The following is a 23339-nucleotide window of genomic DNA, read 5'->3' as shown; positions in this document are numbered from 1 at the left end:
CCTTGTGTTTAAATTATATTCACCAAACAACTTAGATAAATTACAGAATGAATACACTGCTTATCTAAAAATAGGAAATCACCCTCGTTTTACCCAGTGCTATTTTAAAGGAAAGCGTTATCTAGTACTAAAATATGAAAGAGGTCCTACTCTTTATGAGTGTTTGGAACAAGGGATTGTGATTCCAAAACAGGTAATTCAGGATGTAGAGGATGCTCGAAATTTTGCTAGAAGTGTAGGATTATTTCCAACAGATATCCATTTAAAAAATGTTATTTTACAAAATGGGAGAGCAAAACTGATAGATGTATCTAAATATATCTATCCCAATGAAGATAAAAGATGGGAACACCTAGTCGAAGGTTATAAGAGATTTTATTGGCTCATTCGCGGAAAAAAGATCCCAATTTGGCTCCTTGAATTAGTGAAAAAAACATACCTTAGACAAGTATCAGAGAAATTCTCAGTCGAGGATTTTGGTAAACAGTTTATGCAGATGTATAAGAATAACTAGATGTAGTAATAAAAAGAGCCTAATAAAGCAATAGGCTTAAAGCAATAGGCTCTTAAAACTTTTACATACTAAATAGAAAATGGAGTGAAATGAGCCTTGTTTTCTTCTAATTTAGTTATATTAGCCGAAGATAATAACCAATCTTCTTTGCCAGAATCGATCGCTAACAAAACAAAAAATTTATTTATAAATATTATCCAAGACCCTATAGATAATTTATTGATTCCACTGGGTGAAATCATTTTGATCATCATATTGACCATTTTCGCTATACGAATCATTATTGGATTGGTAGATAAAGCTTTTTCACTCAGTCGAATTGAAAGCAACCAGGCTAATACACTACGTAAATTAATCAACTCTATGGTTCGTTATACATTCTACTTTATTTCAATTCTAACTATTTTATCTGTATTTGGGATTAACTTGGCTCCAGTCCTCGCTGGTGCAGGGATTTTAGGTATAGCTATTGGATTTGGTGCGCAAAACTTGGTAAAAGATGTGATAACTGGTTTTTTTCTTATCTTTGAGCGCCAGATGGAAGTTGGCGATTTCGTTGAAATTAATGGTAAAATTAAGGGAACGGTGGAAGAAGTAGGGTTGCGTATTACAAAAATTCGTGAATTTAATCAACGTTTACATTACCTTTCCAACGGAATGATTACTCATGTAACAAATTATAACCGCGAAAAGATGAGAGCAATTATCCCTGTCACGGTTCCCTATGAAACCAATTTAGACATAACCATGAATGCGTTGCAAGAAATTTGTGAACAAATTAAGAAAAAATATGAAGACCATCTAATTGAACCACCAGAGATAATGGGGATCACGCAATTGGACACAAATGGTGTTCAATTCACAATTACGGCAATCTGTAATCCAGCAGAATATTGGTCGCTGGAAAGAGAAATGCGTAAAGAAATAGTGTTCGTTTTACAACGCCATGGTATTGAGATTTCGTATTCACGAAGAGTTATATATACTCCAGAACAAGCACAACAATTACAGGTACAAGGTAAAGAAAAGGAAATGGTCAAGGTATAAATAAGTAGAGCTATTTGAAATATCTGATGAGCTTGAGGACAATTTATTCCACTTTTTTAGTTGGTAAAAGTTCAACTATCAGTGAGAAAATAAGTCATGGGTGAAAGAAAAGAAAATATACTAAGTTTTGAGGCCGTTGACTTTCGATTTTTTCTACGGCCTCTTATATAAAGCAAGGAGATTAGACTATTGTTGCCCTTTTTCCATTTCCGGTTTAATTGGTGAGACTAAAATCCTTAAAATGCGTAGATGATGTACTTCTTGTACAGTAAATAGCCAATCTCCAAATGGAACATGATCTCCCACTTTTGGAACTTTTTTTAACTGTGAAAAGAGCCATCCACCAATGGTATCATTATCAGGGTCTTCAATGTTTATATTAAAGTGATCATTTATATCTTCAATGAGTAATCTTGCATCAATGGATGTTTCATCCCCATTTTTCTGAATGAGGGGTTTTTCATCATCAAATTCGTCTTGGATCTCTCCAAAGATTTCCTCAATAATATCCTCTGTAGTAACCAGACCAGATGTTCCACCATATTCATCTACTACAATTGCCATTCCCAATTTATTTTTCTGTAGAGTTTTGAGGACATCTTTTAATTCCATCGTTTCTGGAACAACAATTGTTGGACGAGCTAATTTTTTCAAATCAGGTTGATTACCTTCGATTAAATGTATAAACACATCATGGATATGAATGATTCCTTTAATATCGTCTTTATCTTTACCACATAAAGGGAAGCGGGTATGATGTGTACTTTTAATAATTTTGAAATTCTCTTCGAAGGTTTGATCCTCAAAAAGGCAAACCATATTAACCCGAGGAACCATGACTTCACGCGCGACTCGATCTGTAAAATCGAACACGTTATCAAATAACGCTAATTCAGTTTGATCGATAACACCACTTTTGTGACTTTGCGCAATCAGCATACGAATTTCTTCTTCTGTGTGTCCCTGCTGTGTATGGTCTTCAAGCTTAATCCCAAACATTTTTAAGGCAAGGTTAGCAGAACCATTGAGAAAGGAGATAAATGGTTTAAATAGTCGGTAGAACAAGTGCAAAGGAGCAGCTGACCATAAAGTTGTTTTCTCCGCTTGTCGAATGGCGATGGACTTTGGAGCCATTTCCCCGAGTACAATATGCAAGAAGGTAATAATGGAAAAAGCAATGGCAAAAGCCACAGTGTGAATCACCCAATCGGGGAAACCAAAAAACTTAAGAAGGGGTTCAATCATATGGGCAATAGCTGGCTCTCCGATCCAACCTAATCCTAGCGATGCCAATGTAATTCCTAACTGCGTAGCAGAAAGATAAGCATCTAAATTTGCTAAAATTTTTTGTGCAACCTTACCACGCCGTGTTTCTAATTGAGCGATTCGTGTTGCTCTTACTTTAACGATAGCAAACTCAGCTGCAACAAAAAAACCGTTTAGTAGTACCAAGAGAATAACTAAAGTAAGATTAAATATAATCCCTATTCCATCTAAACTGTCCAATTCATGTAACCTCCTAAATTAAACCATCTAATACCTCTTTAAAATATACTGATTATTTTTTATATTAATTCTATTCTTCAATATAAGAATTCCTTATTTTTTGGCAAGGAATAAAATTAGCTTTTATAATAAATATTTTCCCATTCTCTTTACCAAATGCTACATAGTCACCTTAGTGTACTTGCAAAAGCTCCCTTAAATCTTTTGGTAAGGTTACTTGACCTTTAGAACTAATACGATATAGATGCATAAATTCACCTCTTTGAGTTACTTTTTACGTATAAGTATATCATATTTTATTACTTATATCCTCTGCTGGATTCTCTCTATTTCAAATCCAACACAAAGGCCAGCTTCTCAATTGCTTGCTGTTTAATACGATAATACGTCCTTTGGCTCCACCCCAAGTGATGTATCATCAGGTGGACAATTCAAATCAAAGTATCTTTCCTCGATCATGAACCGCTCATCACTCAGTTTAGAGTCGCTGGAGTCTATGGTCTAGGGATTGCCTTTGGTTGGCGATTAGCCGGGGTTTGACTGGCGATCTTACTGGACAATCTTTGGAGGGCGCTGTTTCTGGGCTGGCGGTTTTATTAACGCCGATGGTCTGCCAAGAAACTATCAGCCAATTCGGAGGGGAATTGGCTTTTTTCGTTTTCGGATGCTTGGTATCAACTGCCTAATGGTTAGAACGCTGTAAAACATTGTTTCTTGATCATCCAAAAATCAGAAAATAGAATATGTCATGTTCTGTTAATAACGAGTGACTTCTTCCGGCGCAGTGCGATAGTTCTGTCGAAGTGATTTTGAAAAAAGAAGAACAAGCGGTGATTTCTATTTGAGATTATGGACCGGGAATCAGGCAATGGGCAAATAGAATGAGAAGAGGATGCATATTGGAGCGCACATAAAGCAAGCGGATGACCAGGACAATGGACCATGCTGGCGCCTGTGACACTGATTCATGCTAACACAAGCCCCTGGGTTGAACCTAGGGTTTTTTTCATTTCAACATTTTGTCACGCGGATTTTGGTTTTGTTTAAACTGTGTTTACATTGGGAAGCTATCCTTGGAAAAGGCTTCAGCGAATCCATGAAAGGTTGCTCAATTGAACAGGATCATCCGATGGGGTTTAAAAACACCATCGCTGTCTTTTTGCTTGTACTGGTCGTCCTCGCAGCAGGAATCCTGAGTACGAAAGACTCACCAGTTCATCAGGTAAAAATGCCGTCAATATCACCGTCACTTATCCGCGTGGACATTGAATCTATTTGGGAACGATTTTATAAAGCAGATAGAGCCCGAACTAAAAAGGCAGGTACAGGGCTCGGCTTGTCCATTGTTAAGCACATATTAGATCTCCATCAAAGCCCCATTCACGTGAAGAGTGAAGTGCGAAATGGGTCAATCTTCACTTTTACGCTCCCTATAGCTCCGAACATGTCTAAAAAACCTGAAAAAGAGTGATTCTCCGTTCATCTTCTGTTCATAAAACATTGCTATACCATGAAAACAAAGAGGAGGATATCTCAATGAGAAAATTTAGGAGCATAACCAATGCGAGGCTGAGGACCACCCGGCGGGGTTCGCTCGTTTTTTCGCTGTCCCAGCCTGGGGTTGGTGGCTTGTCGCGATGTGCGGCCCTGCCGGGTCTGCGCCGAGCGAGGATGTGGCTTAATGGGAGCGCGCCTGGTGCCCAATTGATGCATGCCCATCCTCACTCGGCGTGACCAGCACAGCCGACATAAAATTAATTAACATTAAGCCGGTAAAAAGTTTTTTTCACAGTTTTTTGTGAGTAAACAACCTATTTATTTGGAAAACAGCCGCATTTAATGTAGAAATGCGGCTTCATTTTGTTGAAGTTAACCACTTTATTTAGGGGTAATACCAGCGAAGCTGTCACCAGGGGCAAAGTAGATTACATTTAGTGGGAAAGAAATTCCTCTAGAAACTTTTTTGATGTTCCAGTCATTTTCCATTTATTGATCGGATGATACCAAAATCGGTCTTCGCTACCTCTAGGCCTTTTAAGGTTACGTTTCTTTCTTTGGGAGAGACAACCTGCTTGTAAAACAATCCACTCAACTTACCCCTGATCAGAACCGTAATTGAAACATAAATAAAGTCGGCTCATTCAATGTCTATTGTTATAACATTCAATTAAATCCATTTAAAACTGTATATTTTACACGTATCTCGGATGTCTTACCTCCATACAGCCCTTGCTAAAGCATTCTTGGCTTCTCCTTTATTTAATCCACTTTGGATTCTTCGTCTTAATGTTTCATCGGTAATCAATGAGAAAGATGTTCTTTTCGATTTGACCTATAAAACGCAAGGCTTTCATTACATTATTTTCCTGGTTATATGAACTAAATTTGTTCATAACAAGCGATGCAGAAACTTTTCCCTCCAAGACCGAATGGGAGAGATACGCAATACCTGATCGTAATTCTGTAAGATGGCTTGAGGATTAATCCTTTTAATCAAATCTGCAATCTTGTGAATTTGAACTCTATTTTTTGTAACAAGAGAGTATATTGGCGAAGATAACGAAACCGGTTTTTTAGCAAATCCGGATAATCATAATCTATAGCCGGACCAAATCTTTGGCTTGTTCCCGTTCTACCCCAATTGGTCCAAGGTATTCCAATCTCTCTAATAATTTTTTGAATGATTCAGGATATAGCAATGTCTTCGCAGTTCTTCTGCCAGTAGGTGCAAGTTCATGTTGCATCGAAAGATTCACGAAAAAACGCCATCCTTTCTTATATCTCTAAAGAAAGAATAGCTTTTTTTCGTCTTGCGGTATTCTTTTTTCTTTGCTTTATGACGATGTATGGTGATCCCCTATACTACATTCCCCTCTAGAAACGTAAACATATAACGATTCCATTATTTTCTTTTTAAATAAGGTAAAGGAGGGATATGATGGTCTCCCCCCAGACAGAGCAAATGCTTTCCATCATTCGAGATGGTTTGGGGAAAGCAAAAACCCCAAAAAGAGTGATTGTCGTCGGAGCGGGAATGGCGGGATTGGTCGCTGGTTCATTGTTGAAAGAAGCTGGGCACCAAGTGACCATTCTGGAAGCTTCCAAAAGGGTGGGCGGCAGGGTTTACACCATCCGTTCGCCTTTTACCCATCGATTGTTTTTTGAAGCGGGTGCCATGCGAATTCCCAACACCCATCCCTTAATTTGGGAATATATCCTCAAATTTGGGTTACCCACAATCCCTTTCATCAACACCACTCCTGAAGACTGGATCTATGTGAACGGTGTCAAAGTCCGCCGCCGGCAGTACCAGGAAAATCCCGATCTTCTCAGTTATCCGGTTGCTCCGCAGGAAAGGGGAAAAACGGCCGAATACTTATTGAAAGAAATTATCCAAAAAGTCCAATCCCTTTTTCGTCAATATCCCCAAACATACTGGGCAACGATTACCAAAGAAATGGAAAAACTGCCATTTGACATCTTCCTAAAAGAAAATCCCTATGGCATCACCTTATCCACCGGTGCTGTCGAAATGATTAGAGTTCTGTTGGACGTCCAAGGAATTAAAGATCTGTCTTTTTTGGATGTTGTTCGGCTTCTGATGAACTTCCTTAACCCGGACATTCGTTATTATGCGATCGAAGGAGGAAATGACCGTCTTCCTCATATGTTTTATCGTGAATTGAAAGAAAACATTCACTTTCGGCAAAAAATGACCCGTATCGTATACCATGAGAACGAAATCGCCATACATACCCAAAACACCAAGACGAAAAAGTTATCCAAATATACTGCCGATTATGCCATTATTGCCATTCCTTTTTCCACTTTGCGCCTGGTCAAAGTAGAACCATACCACGCTTTTTCACATAATAAACGGAAAGCTATTCGCGAAGTGCATTATGTTCCGGCCACGAAAATCGGCATCGAATTTAAAACACGTTTTTGGGAAAAAGAAGGAATTCACGGTGGACAAACGGTTACGGATCTCCCCACCCGCTTCACATACTATCCCAGTGATAGAATCGGAAAACCGGGCCCCGGCATTGTGATAGCGAGCTATACATGGGAAGACGATACCTTGGTATGGGACAGTCAACCCGAACGGGAGCGATTGAAACAGGCGCTCCGAAATTTGGCCGACATTCATGGGGATGTGGTTTACCGGGAATTTGTGTCGGGCGTCTCAAAAAGTTGGAGCCAGGATCCCTACATCGCTGGCGACTTTGTTATCTTTAAACCAGGCGAGGAATCCGAGCTGGGTCCGTATCTTTCTTCCCCGGAAGGCAGGGTGCATTTTGCCGGAGAACACACCTCCTCCACCCGCGCCTGGATTGAAGGGGCGATCGAATCCGGGATACGGGCCGCTTATGAAGTGCATCACGCTACAGAGGAAACGACGAGAATAAGGCCATCCCGTTAGCCTTCCGCGGTAATACGCCAGTTAAGGCGAGAAGGGTATTACGTAGACCCAGACGATCTAAGTGCGCTCAGTCCTTATCTAATAGAACCATATTAAGCGATTTGGTGATGAATAAATTTTCTTGATTCGTCTTACGATCGCCACCCAATAGTGGAAGACCCTCATATACTTCATCCACCTGGATGGAAAAAGCAATGAGGTGGTCCAACCGGTCCGACTGGCTGATTGGGGTTGTGCCGATAGTAATGAGGATAATAATGTTTCATCATATACTTCATCAATTTATACGTCTTTTTGCCATGATAATACGCTTTATATAATTGGCAATAATCCATCATAGGATGCCGCATGTCATGACTGGTTTCCAATAATATTCACTCCTTATACTGTAGTTGTCTTATATCACATAGGTATCGTATGCTGGTCTATAGGTAATGGAACCAAGTTAAATGACTATCTAAGCAGTGCTCTTTCTTTTGAGAGGAGGGGACTGAAAAAATTTTAAGATATGATGCAGGGCCGAAGGGTTTGAAGTTTGATAATATATTCAATTAGTTCTTTATGCAGCTACAAGAGGCTAGGCGTCAGTTTGGTAAAGAGAATGTGATATGATGCAGCCAGCAACCCAAGGTTGCTTTTTTTATGCCAATATCCGACAACCCTTATTGTGTAAGGAGTGGGAGATTAAAGGACAAGGTTACCATTATCACCGGCAGTGATAGTGGGATCGGTCGTGCAGTTGCAATCAGTTTTGCAGTGGTAAATCCGCGTTTTTCTGTCGGGCCCCCTCTAAGGCACTGATATAAAGGCAACCTCCTTTTTACCTAAATATAGTCGCACAATGGAGATCCACATTACCCTGAGAGCGTGTTCTCCTATGTTTCATAGGGTCTATTCTCTTACATTCTGTCGTTCAGCTTCTAAGGGTGAAGCCAATGGATTACTTGGCGTACAATTTTTTTTTTGGTTCGATGCACCATCAAAGGTTGCTTTAAGATAGTCATTTGACTAGGTTCCATTACCTGTAGGCCAACATACAATATCTATATATAACCCTACATATAAAGGAGTGGCTACCATTGGAAACCAGTGATTATGCGTGTCATTATCCTATGACGTGGCGTCAGCCGATGATGCACTATCCTATGATCGATCGTAGAATGCATAAAGCATACTATCACTGTAAAAAGGTATATAAATTATTGAAATATCTGATGAAACACCATTACTATTTGTTTCCCCCAGGACCAAATGACCCGCCTAGACCGATTAGACCCCCTAGCCCAATTGGTCCACCTGGTCCGATTAGACCCCCTAGCCCAATTGGTCCGCCTGGTCCGATTAGACCCCCTAGACCAATTGGACCGCCTGGACCAACTTTTCCCCCTAGACCAATTGGACCGCCTGGACCAGCTTTTCCCCCTAGACCTGAGGAACCGCCCTACTGGATGTACCCCTGGATCATATAGCTTCTTCAGTTGGATTTAGATAATATCTTAAAGAAGTAGTGCCTTTCTTTTACACCTATAGGCGTCATTGTATATTGAAACAAACCACCAACATTCGATCTGTATTTTTTATCCACCTCCACATACACATATATGTAGGTATATATAAACGTTTAAGGAGGGGATTTTCATGAAAATAAGCATTACAACCATTACTCCATAAAAAGAATATCATTGATGTTCGAAAAGAGGAAGAAATAGCAGAAGAAAAAATCCCGGAAGCGAAACACTTGGCTTTGGGAGCTCTGGCCAATCAACTACATGAGTTGGATCCAAGCAATGAATTACATTATGGTCTGCCGGTCAGGCAGTTGAACTGAGCGGACCTTCCAGTTTTTACAAAAACAAGGGTTTAAAGTGAAAATCTTCTCCGGTGGGATACTCGCTTGGAAAGCAAAAACGGGATAAAAAGGAGAAATGGAAATATGTCAATTAAAGCCGATGTTCAGCTAGACTGTAAAGGACTTTCCTGTCCTATGCCTATCGTTCGCACCAAAAAAGCGATTGATCAACTGGAACCGGGTCAGGTAATTGAGGTACAAGCAACCGATCCCGGTTCTCTGGCCGATATTCAAGGATGGGCTAAAAGCAAGGGGCATCAATACTTGGGAACAAAACAGGAAGGAGATGTATTAAAGCATTATTTGCGAAAAGCAAGCGAATCGGAATTGGAACAAGAACAGAAACCTCCTGATGTCATACAAAATGAAGAGCTTCTAAAAAAGCTGGATAGTGGTGAAGATTTTCTTCTCTTGGATGTGCGCGAACCGGCGGAGTATTCTTATGAACACATTCCTGGAGCTTGTTCGATTCCGCTTGGACAATTGGAAGATCGTATTGGAGAGATGAAAAAGGATCGACCTGTTTATGTAATTTGTCGCACTGGAACACGAAGCAATTTGGCCGCGCAACTGCTAACCAGGCATGGCTTTTCAAAAGTGTTTAATGTCATTCCTGGAATGTCTGAGTGGACGGGTCCGGTAATTGATCAGAAAACACCATTTATCGGCTGAAAAGTTTAAATTTTGTCCCGAGCCTGTATTATATACCTCTTACATATTAACAGGAGGTTTGTGATCACATGATAAAAATGATGACAGCAAAAGAAGCTGCCGAAAAAGTGATACATGGAGAACTTATTATCCTGGATGTGCGTAATGAAGAAGATTACAGAAATTGGAGAATCGAAGGCAAAAAAGTGGAATCCATCAATATTCCTTATTTTGATCTCATCGACGGTGTGGAACAGGCGCTAGAAAAACTGCCCAAAGATGAACGGGACATACTGGTCGTATGTGCAAAAGAAGGCTCTTCCATATTTGTAGCGGAGCAATTGCATGAAGCCGGTGTGGATCAGGTGTATTATCTCCAGGGTGGAATGAGAGCGTGGAGTGAAACCCTCTATCCAGTCAAAATCGGTAATCTGAAAAATGGCGGAAGCATTTATCAATTTAACCGTATCGGAAAAGGATGCCTTTCCTATCTGGTTGAGTCAAATGGAGAAGCAGCAATCATCGATGCTGTAAGGATAACGGATCCGTTTGAGCAATTTGCTCAAGAAAAGGCACTTACCATTAAATATTTGATGGATACCCATCTGCATGCCGACCATATTTCCGGCGGCCGTAAATTAGCTGAAAAATTGGGAGGGACCTATTATCTCCCACCTAAAGACGCGACGGAAGTGGCTTTCTCATACGAGCCGTTGGAGGAAGGGAAAGACATTCTCGTCGGAAACACTCGCATTCGTATTCAGCCTCTGCACTCTCCTGGACATACGATTGGAAGCACATCCTTGATTGTCGATGATCAATATCTTCTGTCTGGAGACATTTTATTTGTAGATTCCATCGGCAGACCGGATTTAGCCGGAAAAGCCGAAGATTGGGTTGGCGATTTGCGCCGTACCCTATACCAACTGTATAAACAGCTTTCACCAGAGCTTCTTGTTCTGCCAGCGCATTTTGGAAAGATCAGCGAAATGGATGATCAAGGACGTGTATTTGCCAAACTGGGTGAACTGTATACGAAAAACACGAGTCTGCAAGTAGAAGATGAACAGGTATTCCGCAAAATGGTAATGGAGAATCTTCCGCCACAACCCCATGCTTATCAGGAAATCCGTCAAACCAATATGGGAAAAATCGCCCCTACAGATGATGAACAACGTGAAATGGAAATCGGTCCGAACCGTTGTGCCGTTCATGTTTGATTCGTTTGGTCAAGGTAAACGATCCATCGGCTGACGTCACGTCATAGGACGATGTGACACACATGTATCACTAAAGATGAGGGATGGGTTCATTACGGAGTGACTGTGATGGTACAGAAGTCGTCACGGAGGAAGGAACCCATCCCGAAGCACGGGAGAAACGTATCCATATTAATGATAGCTCTCCACAAAAGGACTAATCCCCAACCAAGTTCCACTTTAACCAAAATTAACATAAAAATGATGAACCCGTACCACTTTGATTGTGATACGGGCTATTTTTATCGATATCCTTTTGGGCTGAAACCGTGGATTTACCAAGAAACTTCTCCACGAGCCCTGCATTTGGTTTTATTCCAAGGCGGCTCTTGGCATCTTAGCCTCAACACATATCGATTTCCTTGATGTGCTGTAGCTTGACCACTCCCCATGCGTAAACGCAGGGAATTCTTGGGTAATCCCTTCTACCGAAGAGAAATGGACCAAGCTTAGACCGACAGTCCATCGGCAATGAGTCTTATACCTTCTTGCAAGATATTGATGGATGCATTGATGTCGCGACCATGGTGAGTTTGGCACTCAGGACATGTCCACTCTCTCAGATTGAGGTTCTTTACCTCTTTATAGCGATGTCCACATTTGGAGCATAGCTGGCTGGATGGGAATGCTTTGCCCACTTTAACAATGGTTCTTCCAAACCATTTCGCCTTATACTCCAGCATGGCTACAAACTCAGACCACGATGCATCTGTGATTGATTTAGCCAGTTTGTGATTTTTCACCATATTTTTGACTTGCAAGTCTTCCAAACAGATCACTTGGTTTTCGTGAATCAATTTGGTTGACAGCTTATGTAGAAAGTCATGTCTTGCATTGACGATCTTTTTATGGATTCTTGCAACCTTAATCCGTGCTCTGTTCCAGTTGCTTCCCCCTTTTAAACTAAGGGGTTTTCTCGCTCGCAAAGATATAAAAAGAGCTTCTGAATCTATACAGAAGCTCTTTTCAGCCATCCTATTTTTTCACTCGAATCAATCGAATCTTTTGCAGTGGCTTTAAGTAAGCCAGTCGATCCATATCTTCCTTGATAACCTGTCCAATCACATTCACTCGCTCATCGGCTGGCAGATCCCGTTTCGCAATATGAATTTCTCCTTGGTACCTGCCATAACCACAATTATCCTGGCCGATGGTTCCTATTGGACGATCCACCGTATTGTGAGGTTCCACAGCCGTTCTTGTCCGTGTATCCATCAATCGAATGAGATCACGAGCAAAGTCAGGGCGTGGCATAAATTCCCCACCAGCAAATGTCTCAGAAGTAAATCGAATCGGCATGGCTTGACTTTCTTCGTATTCAACCAACTCTGATAACAGCTCTCCAAATCCCGGATCACTAATATAGATCTCCTGAACACCCATTTCCCACAATTCCAATGCGGCTACAAAAGGATGGATTTCCCGATGATCCTCCAGGGTGGGTAGCCCGGCAAACAACGGCCCACGTTTCTCTTTCACTCCTGGGATATAGGCAGCGACGGGTATTCCATATTTTTCAAACATCTGATTTTGCCGCCTGAAAAATTCCCGGCACAAACCTGTCTCTTTTCTTGGATAGAAATTATGCCAGGCAATCAGGCGCTCGGGCGAGAGTCCATCCTCCAATAGATGTCGAACCGTATCTTCAAACACAATGCTGGCATTGATGGCAATATGAAACTGGTGTGAAAGCTCGATCATTTCCTGAGGAGAAAAAAAGTCATCCAGTCGAAGTCCCTCAACACCAAGCTCTCTTAGATCACCAATGGAAGAGAGATTTAAATGTTTGGGCGTATAGCGTGATACGTCAGCATACACAGGCATGTCCAATTCTTTGGCTGCTTGCATGATTTTCTTCGCATTTGCTGCCAGATCTCCATGTTCCTCAGGGATATGAAGAGAGGTAAAAACTTTCTTCGCTCCCATTCGTTTCGCTTCCTGCAATCTTTCAATCGCATGTGGATCGTTTAAATATACCGAAACGCCGATCATTCAAATTCACTCGCCATCTTATCATCAAAGCCAAACAAATAAGTGAAAATAAATCCAGCAATATAAGCAATCAGTACTCCCAGCAAGTACAGGAAAATCTGATGGGCGTGAACCAGGAATGTCAGTGGCAATCCAGACACACCAATCGCAACCGTTGCAACTTTAAAGATCGCCTGAAATGCTCCACCTACTCCAGCTCCCAAACAGGCTGTAAGGAATGGACGACCCAGCGGCAGAGTCACACCAAAAATCAATGGTTCCCCAATCCCGAGCATACCTGCTGGCAAAGCTCCGCCAATTGCACGTTTCAGGCGTTTTTTCTTTGTTTTTACATAAATGGCAAACGCCGCACCAACCTGTCCAGCTCCCCCCATCGCCAGAATCGGCAGTAACGGATCATCTCCTATTTTATTAATTAACTCCAGATGTACTGGGGTCAATCCTTGATGCAATCCAGTCACAACCAGTGGCAGGAATAAACCTCCCAAAATAAATCCGGCAACAGCTCCGCCGATATCCAGAATGGCCAGTAATCCTTTGGTAATGCCATTAGAAATCCAGCTACCAATCGGCATAAAGACTAGATAAGTCAGTACACCGGTAATGAGTAATGCAATCGTTGGAGTAAAGATAATATCTACAGAAGCTGGCATGAACTTACGAATGGTTCGTTCCATATAAGCAATAAAAATGGCTGCTATCAATACCCCGATCAAACCTCCACGCCCTGGCACTAAAGTTTCACCAAAAAGGGTTACCTTCTCCATGGCAGGGTTAATAATCAAGATCCCGGCCAATCCACCCAAAGCAGGAGATCCACCAAATTCTTTGGCTGCATTGATTCCCACAAATACGGCCAAGTAGGCAAAGAAACCGCTACCAATGAGGTTAAGCACTTGTGCCAATGTCGTTTTATCCGATAACCATCCTGCTTGAATAACCGCTTTCGTAATACCTGTAATAAGTCCTGATGCAATCAGCGCAGGAATCAAGGGGATAAAAATGCTGGCAATTTTCTTTAACAAACGATTAAACGGTGTTCCATGTTTGGCACGTGCCTCTTCTTTATGTTGTTTCGCTATTTCTTTCAGGTTCATATCTTTCTTATCTTTAAGTAATTTCCCAAATTCCTCAGATACTTTATTCACTTTTCCAGGTCCTATAATAATCTGCAGTGTATCCGCCTCAACAAGCCCTAAAACGCCTTCAACCTTTTCAAGCCCTTTTTTATCCACTTTAGATGGATCTTTTGCCGTTACACGCAACCGTGTCATACAATGAGTAAATGTCTGAACATTGTCCGAACCGCCCAATTTTTCCAATATGGCCGATGCCAGTTGTTTGAATTCATTTGACATAGCTTCTCCCCCACTTCTCTATCTATGATCTTTGATCATTTGGATCGCCTGTCGAGTGGAATCAATATATTGCATGGTTTTTTCATATTCTTGAGAGGCCATGCTTAAAAAGAGAATATCGATGACATAGAGTTGAGCAAGCCGAGACACAGTGGCTGCACTTCTCAGTTTCGCTTCATAGGAGCTCGATATTTTCAGTGACACATCGGAGTATTCATCGACTGCATGATGCCCAAACTTTGACAGGCTGATTGTGCGCAATCCATATTTCTTGGCCAATGCGATTAAATCCACCACTTCTTTTGTTTCTCCGGAATAAGAAATCGCAAAAAATACATCTGTCGGAAGAGCATTGGCCAGTATCATGGCGTTGACATGTACATCACTGAAAGCGGTTGCATTTTTGTTCACACGTAAAAATTTGTGTTGAGCATCTTGAGCAATAATGCCAGATGCTCCGATACCAAACAGGTAGATTGATTTTGCCTCAAGCAAATAGGTGACTGCTTTTTTCAGTGCATCGACATCCAGTATCTCCATTGTATCTTTCAAACACTGGATATGGTTATCGGTAACTTTGGAGATAATGGATTCAACCGGTTCCTTCAGATCTACATCTCGATAGCCACTCTTGACTGGCTTCACCAGATCCCCGGCTAACCGCATTTTTAAATCTTGCAGTCCATTCAGCTTCAGTGATTTGCATAATCGAACAACGGCAGCACCACTGGTTTGTGTTACCTGCCCGATCTGAGCTGCGGTCAAATGGATGACTTCATTTGGATGGTCCAGAATATATTGAGCAATTTTCTGTTCGGAACTTGGTAAATGGCTGAGTATGGATTCGATTCGCTGTAACACACCAGAGGTCATGCCGATCCTCCTTTAACCCTCAATCGCTTTTCGAACATTTCCATCAGCAAGATCCAAACGCTTTTTTGCTTTTTCATAAGAAGACTCTGTCTTGATCATGACAATCGCCGTTTTGACTTCATGATTCGCTTGCTCCAGCACACGTAGCGCTGTTTCAGTGTCGACTTGCGTAACTGTCTGAATAATGCGTATTGCGCGATCTTTTAACTTTTCATTGCTAATGGAAACATCCACCATCAGGTTTTCGTACACCTTACCAATCCGAATCATGGTGGTGGTAGAAATCATGTTGAGAATCATTTTATGGGCAGTGCCAGCCTTGAGACGGGTGGAACCGGTTATCACTTCAGGACCAACGTCGACCTCAATGGCGAGATCAGCAAATTGACTCAGCCGTGCTTGTTTGTTGGCAGTTAAAGCAACCGCTTTAGCCCCGACTTTTCTGGCATATTGCAATGCTCCGATTACATAGGGCGTACGCCCACTGGCTGCAATTCCAATCACCACATCATCTGGAGAAAGATGAATGTCACGTAAATCTTTCTCTCCCAGAGAGGGATCATCTTCAGCACCTTCAACCGCCTTTACAAAAGCACGTTCGCCGCCCGCAATAAGTCCAACGACCATTTCAGGGGGTGTACTGAAAGTTGGTGGACATTCAACCGCATCCAACACTCCCAACCGGCCACTTGTGCCAGCTCCAACATAGATAATGCGGCCGCCCCGCTTTAAAGCCTGAACAGTCCAATCCACCACTTTTTCAATATCAGGTAAGACTTCTTTGACGGATAAGGCAACTTTCTGATCCTCTTCATTCATCAAGCGCAAGATTTCTCCCGTAGACATTCGGTCAATCTGCATCGTTCGCTGATTCCGTGTTTCAGTGGTTAACCTGGCTAGTTCTTCTCTGATCAATGAAAACGCCTCCATATGAAGATGGAGTAAAAGCTACATCTTCCGACTTGAGTCTAATTATAATCAATCTGAAATAATATATCAATATATATTTATCTTTTATAAAATATTATTTCAACAGCCGCTGGCAAAGCTTCATTTTTAATATCACTCCCCTTTCTTTCATCATCTGAAGATCCTTTTAATTAATGCTCTTTCCCTTCATCCATTATCAAATATTTTTAAAAAATAGACAATAGTTATGTAATGGATGAGCTAAATTTTCATCAAGCATGCAGAAATTCGAACTGGAAATAATCATCTTTATTAATATGGAATTTCATGTTATAATATAGGAAATAGTATATATTTTTTCCAGAAGGGATCAGGATAATTCATGTTTCCTCAGTCAATCTGGAAACGTCAAGATCTGTCGTATACCTAGCTTCGAAATGATGGGTCCATCTTATCTCATTTCATTTCGAAGAAAGGATACGGATAACATGTTTCCACATTTTATATGGAAACGGCATGATCTTTCTTACACCTAGCTTCGTAGTTAGTTGTCCAATTGCTGACTCTTAAGCATCACAACTAACTACGAAAGAGGATAGATATGGATGACAATACGGATAGGATCCTTTTCGTAGTTAGTTGGGTCAACAACTTAACTACGAAGAGAGGATTCCTATGTTGGATAAAGGTGAGTATAAAAGGATTTTCATGATTTTGTTCGGACTGTTTTTGGAAGCATTTACGTATTACCATATCAACTACCAGAATTCCCTGGCTGAAGGTGGCTTTGTCGGTCTTGCTTTACTTGTCAAGTATGTATTCGGTACTTCCCCAGCGTTGACCATGTTTATCCTGGACTTTCCGCTTTTTATCATCGGTTTTAAGGAAAGAGGAGCCAAATTCCTGATTTATTCAGTTTTTGCTGCCACCATGTTTTCAATCTTCTATGATTTATGCGAACGTTTCTCACCTCTTAGATGGGATTTTAGCGAGATGATGCTTTTAGGTTCCATTCTCTCAGGGATCTTAACCGGTTTTGCTTCCGGCCTTGTTCTCCGTTATGGAGCAGCAGCTGGAGGAGAAGAAATTTTAGCCCTCTATATTCATAAACATTTCGGGCTGGAAGTCGGCACGTTTTTTATCATCTCTGATTTCATCGTTTTAGCTCTTTCTCTATGGTTTCTTCCTCTTTCCAAAGTGATGTATACCATCATTGCCATCACTATTTCCGGGAAAATGATTACATGGACCTACCACTCTGGGGAAAGAACATGGACACCTGCCAAATTGGCCCAATAACGGATGATACAGGCACATGGGTTCTCACAGGGAAGAGCTCATGTGCTTTTTTATGTCTCTAGAGAATCAAAAAAATCATGTGAGATGTCAATATCTGATGAATGGAGAATGAATGATCTTCTATATCCAAGTTAAAGAGGAACTAACAAAGAAATAAATGCACCCTAGTTCTTTGACCAGATCAATGAATCAACCAATGATATGTTAGATTAAGTCGGGAGCTTTTGTTCCCGGCTTTTCATTTGCGCTTTTATCCATCTATTCTGTCAACGCCCCTCCACCTAAAGAAACATACAACTTTCAGGATATTTTTCTATCTGCGGAAATGGGCGCATATATTAAATCATCAGATAAATGTGAGGTGAGATGATGCCAGATCCCTTTGTAGCTCGTTCTTTAGACGAAATTCGTTTTTGGTCCCGTATCATGAAGGAACATTCCCTCTTTCTGAAATTGGGCTTCCGATGTGAAGACACTCAATTAATTCAGGAAGCCAATTATTTTTATGCTCTATTCGAAGAGATCGAAAACAAATCACATGACTACTCATTGGACACAGATCCCAGGAAAATCACACGTTTTAATGAAAGGGTTTACAACGCAGTTTCAGGTATTTGGGCATTTAAGAGAAAGATATTGGATTTGGTTTTACGTTGTAAACTCCCGGGGCAAAATAATTTTCCTTTATTGATTGACCATGTAAGCAGGGAAGCCAATTATTTCAGAAATCGACTAAGAGAACTGAATACCGGAACGTTAGAACCCCTGCCTGACGCCATTATTGATGAAAATGTGTTTTTCTTGCGCATTATGGCTGATCATGCCAAATTTATCGGCCATTTACTTGATCCATCTGAACGAAAACTGGTGGACCAGGCACGAAACTTTAGCCATGATTTTGACCAATTACTATTTCAAGCGAGAGATTTGGATTCCATGCGCCCTCAATCCCAGACAGTCCCCTTGCTTAACCAATTCCTTGATCAAAACAGGGTTTCGGTAAAATCCTTGCGGGACTTCAAAAAAACAGCACGCGAATTAATTGAAGCCTGCCGGATTAAGAGTATCATTCATCCTCTGTTAGCCGATCATGTTTTCCGTGAAGCTGAAAGATTTCTAACGATTATTGACATGTTTGAGCAGCACCTGAATGCTCAAAGCCTGCAATAACTAACATCCAATTTAAAATCGGTTGTAAACAACTGCAATAGCTTATAGACATATTAAAAACGACTTGAGGATAACCAAGTCGTTTTTCTCTATATTTATCTGGTCTATTAATTTCATTTCTTTTTTAGGTAATAACCTCCATTTAGCGTTTATTCCTACTGCGACTCTGAGTGAGTGCTTTCGCGACGTTGGTTCCCATTTACCATACAATTTGTGTCCTACCCCGAACGGGAAGCTGATCACCGTTCAGAGGCGTATTTTAATCAATCGCTTTACCCTCGGTCTCCTTCAAATATTCTTCCAAAATATCCCTTCCAAAGTTACTCTTTGGAACAAGACCAAGATATTTATATTCCCAAATTATCATCCTATCATAATGATCTGTTTTGGATAAATCCTCGTAACCATATTCGGCTTTAAACTTGCCCAAATGATCAAAGACCATCGTGAAAGTGGACCACGGCTCATGCCCGCTTTGTTTAAACTCGTTCCGCAAGTTTTCAAGATGTTCATCCAATTGATCTCTCAATTGGTCGAACTCTTCTTCGTCCACCTCGAACAGCTCGGGAATATCAAAAATTTGCACGGGTTCTTCATTTGCCGTCGGATAATAATAAAAGTAGGTACTTTGTACACCATCCATTAACTCTCCATATACATATACCTTCGTCCATTCCTCCGGGATCATTTCAATCACCGTTTGAGCGATTGATTGATATATACTGTCCAGTTTTGGATGATCCATCTAATTATCCCCCACAACATTTTCAAATATTTCTCATGTCCATCCTCTTCACCAATCTTATACCTTACTTCTGCTGCGTTTCCAACCATTTGCAAATCAATTCTTTTTTATGTAAAATGAGTAAAATATTGTTGTTTAAGATAATTCTGTATATTATAATAAAAACGTACAAGCATTCGGTTTGTTTTCAATATCAAAAGACTGAAACAGCGTGAAGAAAATCAGTTTTAAAGGAGTTGGAGTGAATAATGAAAAAAGTTATATCCTCTATTTTCGCTTTGTCACTACTTTTGACTGTTTTCGCAAATTCAGCTTATGCAAAAGTAATAGACGGAATTTCTGTCCATCTTGATCCTGGTGAAGACGTTCGCGGCGTAAGATTGTATGTAAGTAGCAGTAATGATGTGGCAGTAATGGGAGGGGTTTATAGAAAAAGTAAACATTCGGTTATTTTTAAAATAAAAGATCCATCTGGTCATGTAGTTAAACAAGTAACCATGAGGCCTGGACAAGACGCAGGCGAATTCTGGTCAGATTGGACCCCGAAAACAGGATATTATGTACTGCAATTAGATTGTTATGGTTCGGCTAAGGACTGTTCAGCAGCGGGGCGCATCGTTGAAAGAAATTAAAATGAATTCACATTGTGCTCTAAAAAAATGAAATCACGATTCATTTCCTTGTCAGAATAACATCTGTATCTGCAAATTTTACATGATTGGATCATCCCTAAATTTAGACTAATATAAAAAGAGAGCTCTTTCGCTCTCTTTTACAATTTTTTCTATCTGAATAGCCATTTTTGAAGCTATCTTGGATATACCCCATACATAGCACACACCTGATGTAGGACGAATCATTACCAAAAGCATTCAAACTTTCAACGATCCGTTCAATTTGAAGTCCATCATGTTTCGTTGTGATCACCCGTTAGCCAATTCTGCAATGCGCCGGTTTGCGTTACCCTTATAGAGACCGCCATGGTAGCAAATTACGGTTTCGATATCATACTGTGTGAGCTTTTTCAGCGACTTTATTGCTGTGTCCATATCGAGAGTTGCTTGTGGGTCCGGTCCAAGCAATTGACCATCTTTCACTCTCATGGCGTCCCCTGCAATAAGAGTCTTGCTCGGTTTGTGATACAGGCAGATATGCCCAGGAGTGTGGCCTGGGGTGTGGATCACGGTAATTCCGCCACAGTACGGCAATTCCTCTCCATCGGCGACTGTTTTGTCAACGTTGGCACTCGGCGGATTTTCAAGAACCGCCTTAAATGCTTTGCGCCATTCCTCCGGTACGTCAACCGGCAAAGAGTCCATTGCCTGAGCGATGGCCTCCGGAGTTATTTTAAGCAGCCCTCTCTCTCCCTGAATGAAAGGCTTTTCCAATTCACTGGCCAATACTTCAACTCTATGAGGTGATTCTTTCAGAATGACCGGCAAACTGCCAATATGGTCCAAATCTTGATGAGTGATAATTATTTTGCTTAGCTTCTCAAAAGGGACTCCTGCCTTCTCCATGGCCTCACGAAATTTTGGCAGTTGGCCGGGATATCCCGTGTCCACCAAGATTACCGTATCCTTGTCCCAGATCAGCGTAGGAAAAATGGTATCGAGCTTCCCCATAATGTTAGCTGAAATTTCTAACATTTCCACTCCGTTGGCTATTTGCATAGTAGTCCTCCCAATCATATTTTTGGTTACTTGAAACCTTCCATGCGATCCGAAGATCATATTCCGACCTGTTTTTCTTTTGCGTTCTAATTATCTCTTGTGGCTTACACTGTTTTACACAAACAAGAGTGGTAAATTCATCTTTTTTCTATTCTCTATAATAATACCCATCTACATATTTTGTCAAATAAAATTTTATTATAACATAAAATAAAATATTTGTCAAGAGATAACAAACTTCTCTATGCGACCTTGAGGCCTGGATGAAATATTGACAAACCAGTCTAAATTATTGTAATATAAAATACGGTAATTCCTATAAAATTAGTCGACTTTATACCGGGAGGTAAGCTCGATGGCGAATCAACCTGCAAGCAATGCAAAAGCTTTACTGGAGTCCAATCAGAAATACGCTGAGAGGTTCAATCAGGGAAATTTGCCGATTCCCCCTGCACGTAAAGTTGCAGTTGTGACCTGCATGGATGCAAGACTGGATCCATTGGCATTTTTGGATGCTAAGCTTGGTGACATTCACGTCATCCGAAACGCTGGTGGGCGTGTTTCGGAAGATGTAATCAGGTCCCTGGTTATTTCTGAACAGTTGCTGGGCACAGAAGAGATTATCGTGATTCACCATACCGATTGCGGAATGCTGACGTTTAAAAACGAGGACCTGTATGCACGAATCGATGATACGCTCGGTGAAAAGGCAGGACAGGAAGCAAGAAAATACGACTTTTTGCCATTTGCGGATCTCGAGGAAAGTGTCAGACAAGATATCGAGACACTGAGACAATCCCCACTTATTCCGGAGAATATCCGAATCTATGGAGGGATCTATGACGTCCACACCGGTAAAGTGGAAGTCATTGAGTAGTGCCTCAAGATGGCAAAGTTTTAATGCCGTTAGAAGTTTAACCATTTAGTGAAAAGTATTGGTAAGAGGCGCTTGAAATAAGAAAAATAATTAGGCAGGCTAACATATTAGTCATGTTTAATATGTTAGCCTGCCTTTATTTTCAAGGCACCATCTGCCATCTTTCCATTCATTTCCTAATCCTGGTTAAACCATCCTTTATATTTAAACCACAAAAATAAGCTGGAACCAATCAGAAACATGATTCCCAGTACAATAAAATATCCGTACCGCCATTTTAATTCAGGCATATATTCAAAGTTCATCCCATACACACCTGCAATGAAAGTGAGAGGCATAAAAATCGTGGTAATCACCGTTAAGGTCATCATGATGCGATTCATGCGATAAGAGTTGAGTGACAGATAGCTGTCTCGAATATCAGCAGTGATTTCCCGAATGGATTCAATCATATGAGTAAGTTTGATTAAATGATCATGAATGTCACTAAAATACACACGGTCTTTTGATTGTATAATACGCTCCGAATTAATGACGCGGTACAACAGCTCGCTCATCGGAACAACACTGCGCCGCAGTTTGGACAGATCACTTCGAATCTTATAAATTTGATCAATGATAACTTTTGTAGAAATTCTTCGCGTTGTGCTTTCAATTCTGGCCAGCTTTTCCTCCAGATCTTGAATAATCGGGAAATAACTATCAACAAGTTTGTCAATAATTTTATAAGCAATAAAACCAGGCCCTTTCGCAATGAGATCCGGATGTTGCATGAGCCTTTCGCGAACTGAATCAATTTCCTCCAAATTGGCAAAATGAAAAGAAACCACAAAACGGTCTGCCACAAACAAATCTACTTCTTCTACTTTTAAACGGGAATCGGTAATGGCATGGAGCACAAAAAAACGATAATCCTCATAATAATCCAGTTTGGGCCGTTGCAAATAGTGCAAGCAATCTTCAACGGCCAATGGATGAAATCCGAAGTGTTCCTTTAACACGGAAGCTTCTTCCAATGTAGGATCGTCAAAGTCAACCCAATACCACTGAATATGAGGTTCATTTAATTGATGAATAGGAATATCCAGAAGAAGGGATCCATCTGTATGAACTGCCAATGTATGTATCAAGAAAATCCTCCTTATCTAACCATCGAAAGACTTCTTTATTCATTCTTTCATTTCGCTACATGAA

General features: G+C 40.9%; 22 protein-coding genes and 1 pseudogene. 10 read left to right on the top strand and 13 right to left on the bottom strand.

What is annotated here, in order from left to right; all coding sequences use genetic code 11:
* Positions 1-514: serine/threonine protein kinase (locus BMZ78_RS18885; protein WP_175482498.1), on the top strand; the 514-nt coding region annotated here is incomplete at its 5' end.
* A 96-nt stretch (positions 515-610) separates the two neighbouring features.
* Positions 611-1561, top strand: coding sequence for a mechanosensitive ion channel family protein (locus tag BMZ78_RS14155; protein WP_093231091.1), 951 nt, complete (start codon positions 611-613; stop codon positions 1559-1561).
* A gap of 186 nt (positions 1562-1747) precedes the next feature.
* Here BMZ78_RS14155 and BMZ78_RS14150 read toward each other — a convergent pair whose 3' ends face one another.
* Positions 1748-3067, bottom strand: coding sequence for a hemolysin family protein (locus BMZ78_RS14150; RefSeq protein WP_093231090.1), 1320 nt, complete (start codon positions 3065-3067; stop codon positions 1748-1750).
* 967 nt (positions 3068-4034) lie between these two features.
* Here BMZ78_RS14150 and BMZ78_RS19400 point away from each other — a divergent pair.
* A complete protein-coding gene (locus BMZ78_RS19400; protein ID WP_093231089.1) occupies positions 4035-4538 on the top strand; it encodes an ATP-binding protein in 504 nt (167 codons plus the stop codon).
* Positions 4539-5279: 741 nt separating this feature from the next.
* Here the strand turns inward: BMZ78_RS19400 and BMZ78_RS19620 are convergent.
* The 3 genes from BMZ78_RS19620 to BMZ78_RS18880 all read right to left on the bottom strand — a co-directional run bounded on the left by BMZ78_RS19620 (position 5280) and on the right by BMZ78_RS18880 (position 5823).
* Positions 5280-5372, bottom strand: coding sequence for a Tn3 family transposase (locus tag BMZ78_RS19620; protein ID WP_139203335.1), 93 nt, complete (start codon positions 5370-5372; stop codon positions 5280-5282).
* Positions 5359-5460 (bottom strand): Tn3 family transposase, encoded by a 102-nt coding sequence (locus BMZ78_RS19395; protein ID WP_093231087.1) that lies wholly within the window; start codon positions 5458-5460, stop codon positions 5359-5361. The genes BMZ78_RS19620 and BMZ78_RS19395 overlap by 14 nt, the downstream gene beginning before the upstream one ends.
* A gap of 204 nt (positions 5461-5664) precedes the next feature.
* Positions 5665-5823, bottom strand: a complete 159-nt coding sequence (locus BMZ78_RS18880; protein WP_175482496.1) for a hypothetical protein — start codon at positions 5821-5823, stop codon at positions 5665-5667.
* A 182-nt stretch (positions 5824-6005) separates the two neighbouring features.
* Between BMZ78_RS18880 and BMZ78_RS14130 the strand changes: the two genes are divergently transcribed.
* The gene (locus BMZ78_RS14130; protein ID WP_093231086.1) at positions 6006-7490 is read left to right on the top strand and encodes a flavin monoamine oxidase family protein; all 1485 of its coding nucleotides are present in this window, start codon (positions 6006-6008) and stop codon (positions 7488-7490) included.
* 170 nt (positions 7491-7660) lie between these two features.
* On the opposite strand, the gene BMZ78_RS14125 is transcribed toward BMZ78_RS14130, so the two are convergent.
* Positions 7661-7858 carry a hypothetical protein gene (locus BMZ78_RS14125; RefSeq protein WP_093231085.1) on the bottom strand — a complete coding sequence of 66 codons (198 nt, stop codon included), beginning with the start codon at positions 7856-7858 and terminating at the stop codon, positions 7661-7663.
* A gap of 1565 nt (positions 7859-9423) precedes the next feature.
* On the opposite strand from BMZ78_RS14125, the gene BMZ78_RS14115 reads away from it, so the two are divergent.
* Together BMZ78_RS14115 and BMZ78_RS14110 are read left to right on the top strand one after the other, a co-directional pair.
* Entirely contained in the window at positions 9424-10011 is a 588-nt protein-coding gene (locus BMZ78_RS14115) for a sulfurtransferase TusA family protein (protein WP_093231084.1), read from the top strand.
* A 68-nt stretch (positions 10012-10079) separates the two neighbouring features.
* Positions 10080-11210: an MBL fold metallo-hydrolase gene (locus BMZ78_RS14110; RefSeq protein ID WP_093231083.1), complete on the top strand. Its 1131-nt coding sequence runs from the start codon at positions 10080-10082 to the stop codon at positions 11208-11210.
* A gap of 488 nt (positions 11211-11698) precedes the next feature.
* Here the strand turns inward: BMZ78_RS14110 and BMZ78_RS14105 are convergent.
* The 5 genes and pseudogenes from BMZ78_RS14105 to murQ form a co-directional block, all read right to left on the bottom strand.
* A pseudogene (locus BMZ78_RS14105) lies at positions 11699-12166 on the bottom strand (RNA-guided endonuclease TnpB family protein); the annotation flags it as partial.
* A 58-nt stretch (positions 12167-12224) separates the two neighbouring features.
* The gene (locus tag BMZ78_RS14100) at positions 12225-13241 is read right to left on the bottom strand and encodes a MupG family TIM beta-alpha barrel fold protein (protein WP_093231082.1); all 1017 of its coding nucleotides are present in this window, start codon (positions 13239-13241) and stop codon (positions 12225-12227) included.
* Positions 13238-14599 (bottom strand): PTS transporter subunit EIIC, encoded by a 1362-nt coding sequence (locus BMZ78_RS14095; RefSeq protein WP_093231081.1) that lies wholly within the window; start codon positions 14597-14599, stop codon positions 13238-13240. Before BMZ78_RS14095 ends, BMZ78_RS14100 begins: the two co-directional genes overlap by 4 nt.
* 18 nt (positions 14600-14617) lie before the next feature.
* Complete coding sequence (locus BMZ78_RS14090; RefSeq protein ID WP_093231080.1) at positions 14618-15472, bottom strand: MurR/RpiR family transcriptional regulator; 855 nt, start codon at positions 15470-15472, stop codon at positions 14618-14620.
* Positions 15473-15484: 12 nt separating this feature from the next.
* Positions 15485-16387 (bottom strand): N-acetylmuramic acid 6-phosphate etherase, encoded by a 903-nt coding sequence (murQ, locus tag BMZ78_RS14085; RefSeq protein WP_425263937.1) that lies wholly within the window; start codon positions 16385-16387, stop codon positions 15485-15487.
* A 669-nt stretch (positions 16388-17056) separates the two neighbouring features.
* On the opposite strand from murQ, the gene BMZ78_RS14080 reads away from it, so the two are divergent.
* Complete coding sequence (locus BMZ78_RS14080; protein ID WP_093231078.1) at positions 17057-17680, top strand: YitT family protein; 624 nt, start codon at positions 17057-17059, stop codon at positions 17678-17680.
* 369 nt (positions 17681-18049) lie between these two features.
* Positions 18050-18850: a DUF2935 domain-containing protein gene (locus tag BMZ78_RS14075; RefSeq protein ID WP_093231077.1), complete on the top strand. Its 801-nt coding sequence runs from the start codon at positions 18050-18052 to the stop codon at positions 18848-18850.
* Positions 18851-19109: 259 nt separating this feature from the next.
* On the opposite strand, the gene BMZ78_RS14070 is transcribed toward BMZ78_RS14075, so the two are convergent.
* Entirely contained in the window at positions 19110-19595 is a 486-nt protein-coding gene (locus BMZ78_RS14070) for an antitoxin YezG family protein (protein WP_093231076.1), read from the bottom strand.
* A 248-nt stretch (positions 19596-19843) separates the two neighbouring features.
* Here BMZ78_RS14070 and BMZ78_RS14065 point away from each other — a divergent pair, with 248 nt between their 5' ends.
* Complete coding sequence (locus BMZ78_RS14065) at positions 19844-20227, top strand: hypothetical protein (protein WP_093231075.1); 384 nt, start codon at positions 19844-19846, stop codon at positions 20225-20227.
* 291 nt (positions 20228-20518) lie between these two features.
* Here the strand turns inward: BMZ78_RS14065 and BMZ78_RS14060 are convergent, their stop codons facing one another.
* Entirely contained in the window at positions 20519-21268 is a 750-nt protein-coding gene (locus BMZ78_RS14060) for an MBL fold metallo-hydrolase (protein ID WP_093231074.1), read from the bottom strand.
* A 355-nt stretch (positions 21269-21623) separates the two neighbouring features.
* Between BMZ78_RS14060 and BMZ78_RS14055 the strand changes: the two genes are divergently transcribed.
* Positions 21624-22145 (top strand): beta-class carbonic anhydrase, encoded by a 522-nt coding sequence (locus BMZ78_RS14055; RefSeq protein WP_093231073.1) that lies wholly within the window; start codon positions 21624-21626, stop codon positions 22143-22145.
* Positions 22146-22321: 176 nt separating this feature from the next.
* Here the strand turns inward: BMZ78_RS14055 and corA are convergent, their stop codons facing one another.
* A complete protein-coding gene (gene corA, locus BMZ78_RS14050; protein WP_175482495.1) occupies positions 22322-23275 on the bottom strand; it encodes a magnesium/cobalt transporter CorA in 954 nt (317 codons plus the stop codon).
* Positions 23276-23339: the final 64 nt, after the last annotated feature.

Source organism: Thermoflavimicrobium dichotomicum (genome assembly GCF_900114055.1).
GTDB classification, from domain to species: Bacteria; Bacillota; Bacilli; order Thermoactinomycetales; family Thermoactinomycetaceae; genus Thermoflavimicrobium; species Thermoflavimicrobium dichotomicum.
The sequence above is the reverse complement of the archived record's forward strand: the minus strand, read 5'-3'. Positions and strand labels throughout refer to the sequence as shown.

Bases quoted from the DNA above. Each gene is read 5' to 3' on its own strand.
- BMZ78_RS14080 (WP_093231078.1), top strand. From the start codon at position 17,057: ATGTTGGATAAAGGTGAGTATAAAAGGATTTTCATGATTTTGTTCGGA.
- BMZ78_RS14070 (WP_093231076.1), bottom strand. From the start codon at position 19,595: ATGGATCATCCAAAACTGGACAGTATATATCAATCAATCGCTCAAACG.
- BMZ78_RS14115 (WP_093231084.1), top strand. From the start codon at position 9,424: ATGTCAATTAAAGCCGATGTTCAGCTAGACTGTAAAGGACTTTCCTGT.
- BMZ78_RS14110 (WP_093231083.1), top strand. From the start codon at position 10,080: ATGATAAAAATGATGACAGCAAAAGAAGCTGCCGAAAAAGTGATACAT.
- BMZ78_RS14095 (WP_093231081.1), bottom strand. From the start codon at position 14,599: ATGTCAAATGAATTCAAACAACTGGCATCGGCCATATTGGAAAAATTG.
- BMZ78_RS14090 (WP_093231080.1), bottom strand. From the start codon at position 15,472: ATGACCTCTGGTGTGTTACAGCGAATCGAATCCATACTCAGCCATTTA.
- BMZ78_RS14075 (WP_093231077.1), top strand. From the start codon at position 18,050: ATGCCAGATCCCTTTGTAGCTCGTTCTTTAGACGAAATTCGTTTTTGG.
- BMZ78_RS14055 (WP_093231073.1), top strand. From the start codon at position 21,624: ATGGCGAATCAACCTGCAAGCAATGCAAAAGCTTTACTGGAGTCCAAT.
- BMZ78_RS14100 (WP_093231082.1), bottom strand. From the start codon at position 13,241: ATGATCGGCGTTTCGGTATATTTAAACGATCCACATGCGATTGAAAGA.
- BMZ78_RS14060 (WP_093231074.1), bottom strand. From the start codon at position 21,268: ATGCAAATAGCCAACGGAGTGGAAATGTTAGAAATTTCAGCTAACATT.
- BMZ78_RS19395 (WP_093231087.1), bottom strand. From the start codon at position 5,460: ATGAACAAATTTAGTTCATATAACCAGGAAAATAATGTAATGAAAGCC.
- BMZ78_RS14130 (WP_093231086.1), top strand. From the start codon at position 6,006: ATGGTCTCCCCCCAGACAGAGCAAATGCTTTCCATCATTCGAGATGGT.
- BMZ78_RS19400 (WP_093231089.1), top strand. From the start codon at position 4,035: ATGCTAACACAAGCCCCTGGGTTGAACCTAGGGTTTTTTTCATTTCAA.
- BMZ78_RS14065 (WP_093231075.1), top strand. From the start codon at position 19,844: ATGAAAAAAGTTATATCCTCTATTTTCGCTTTGTCACTACTTTTGACT.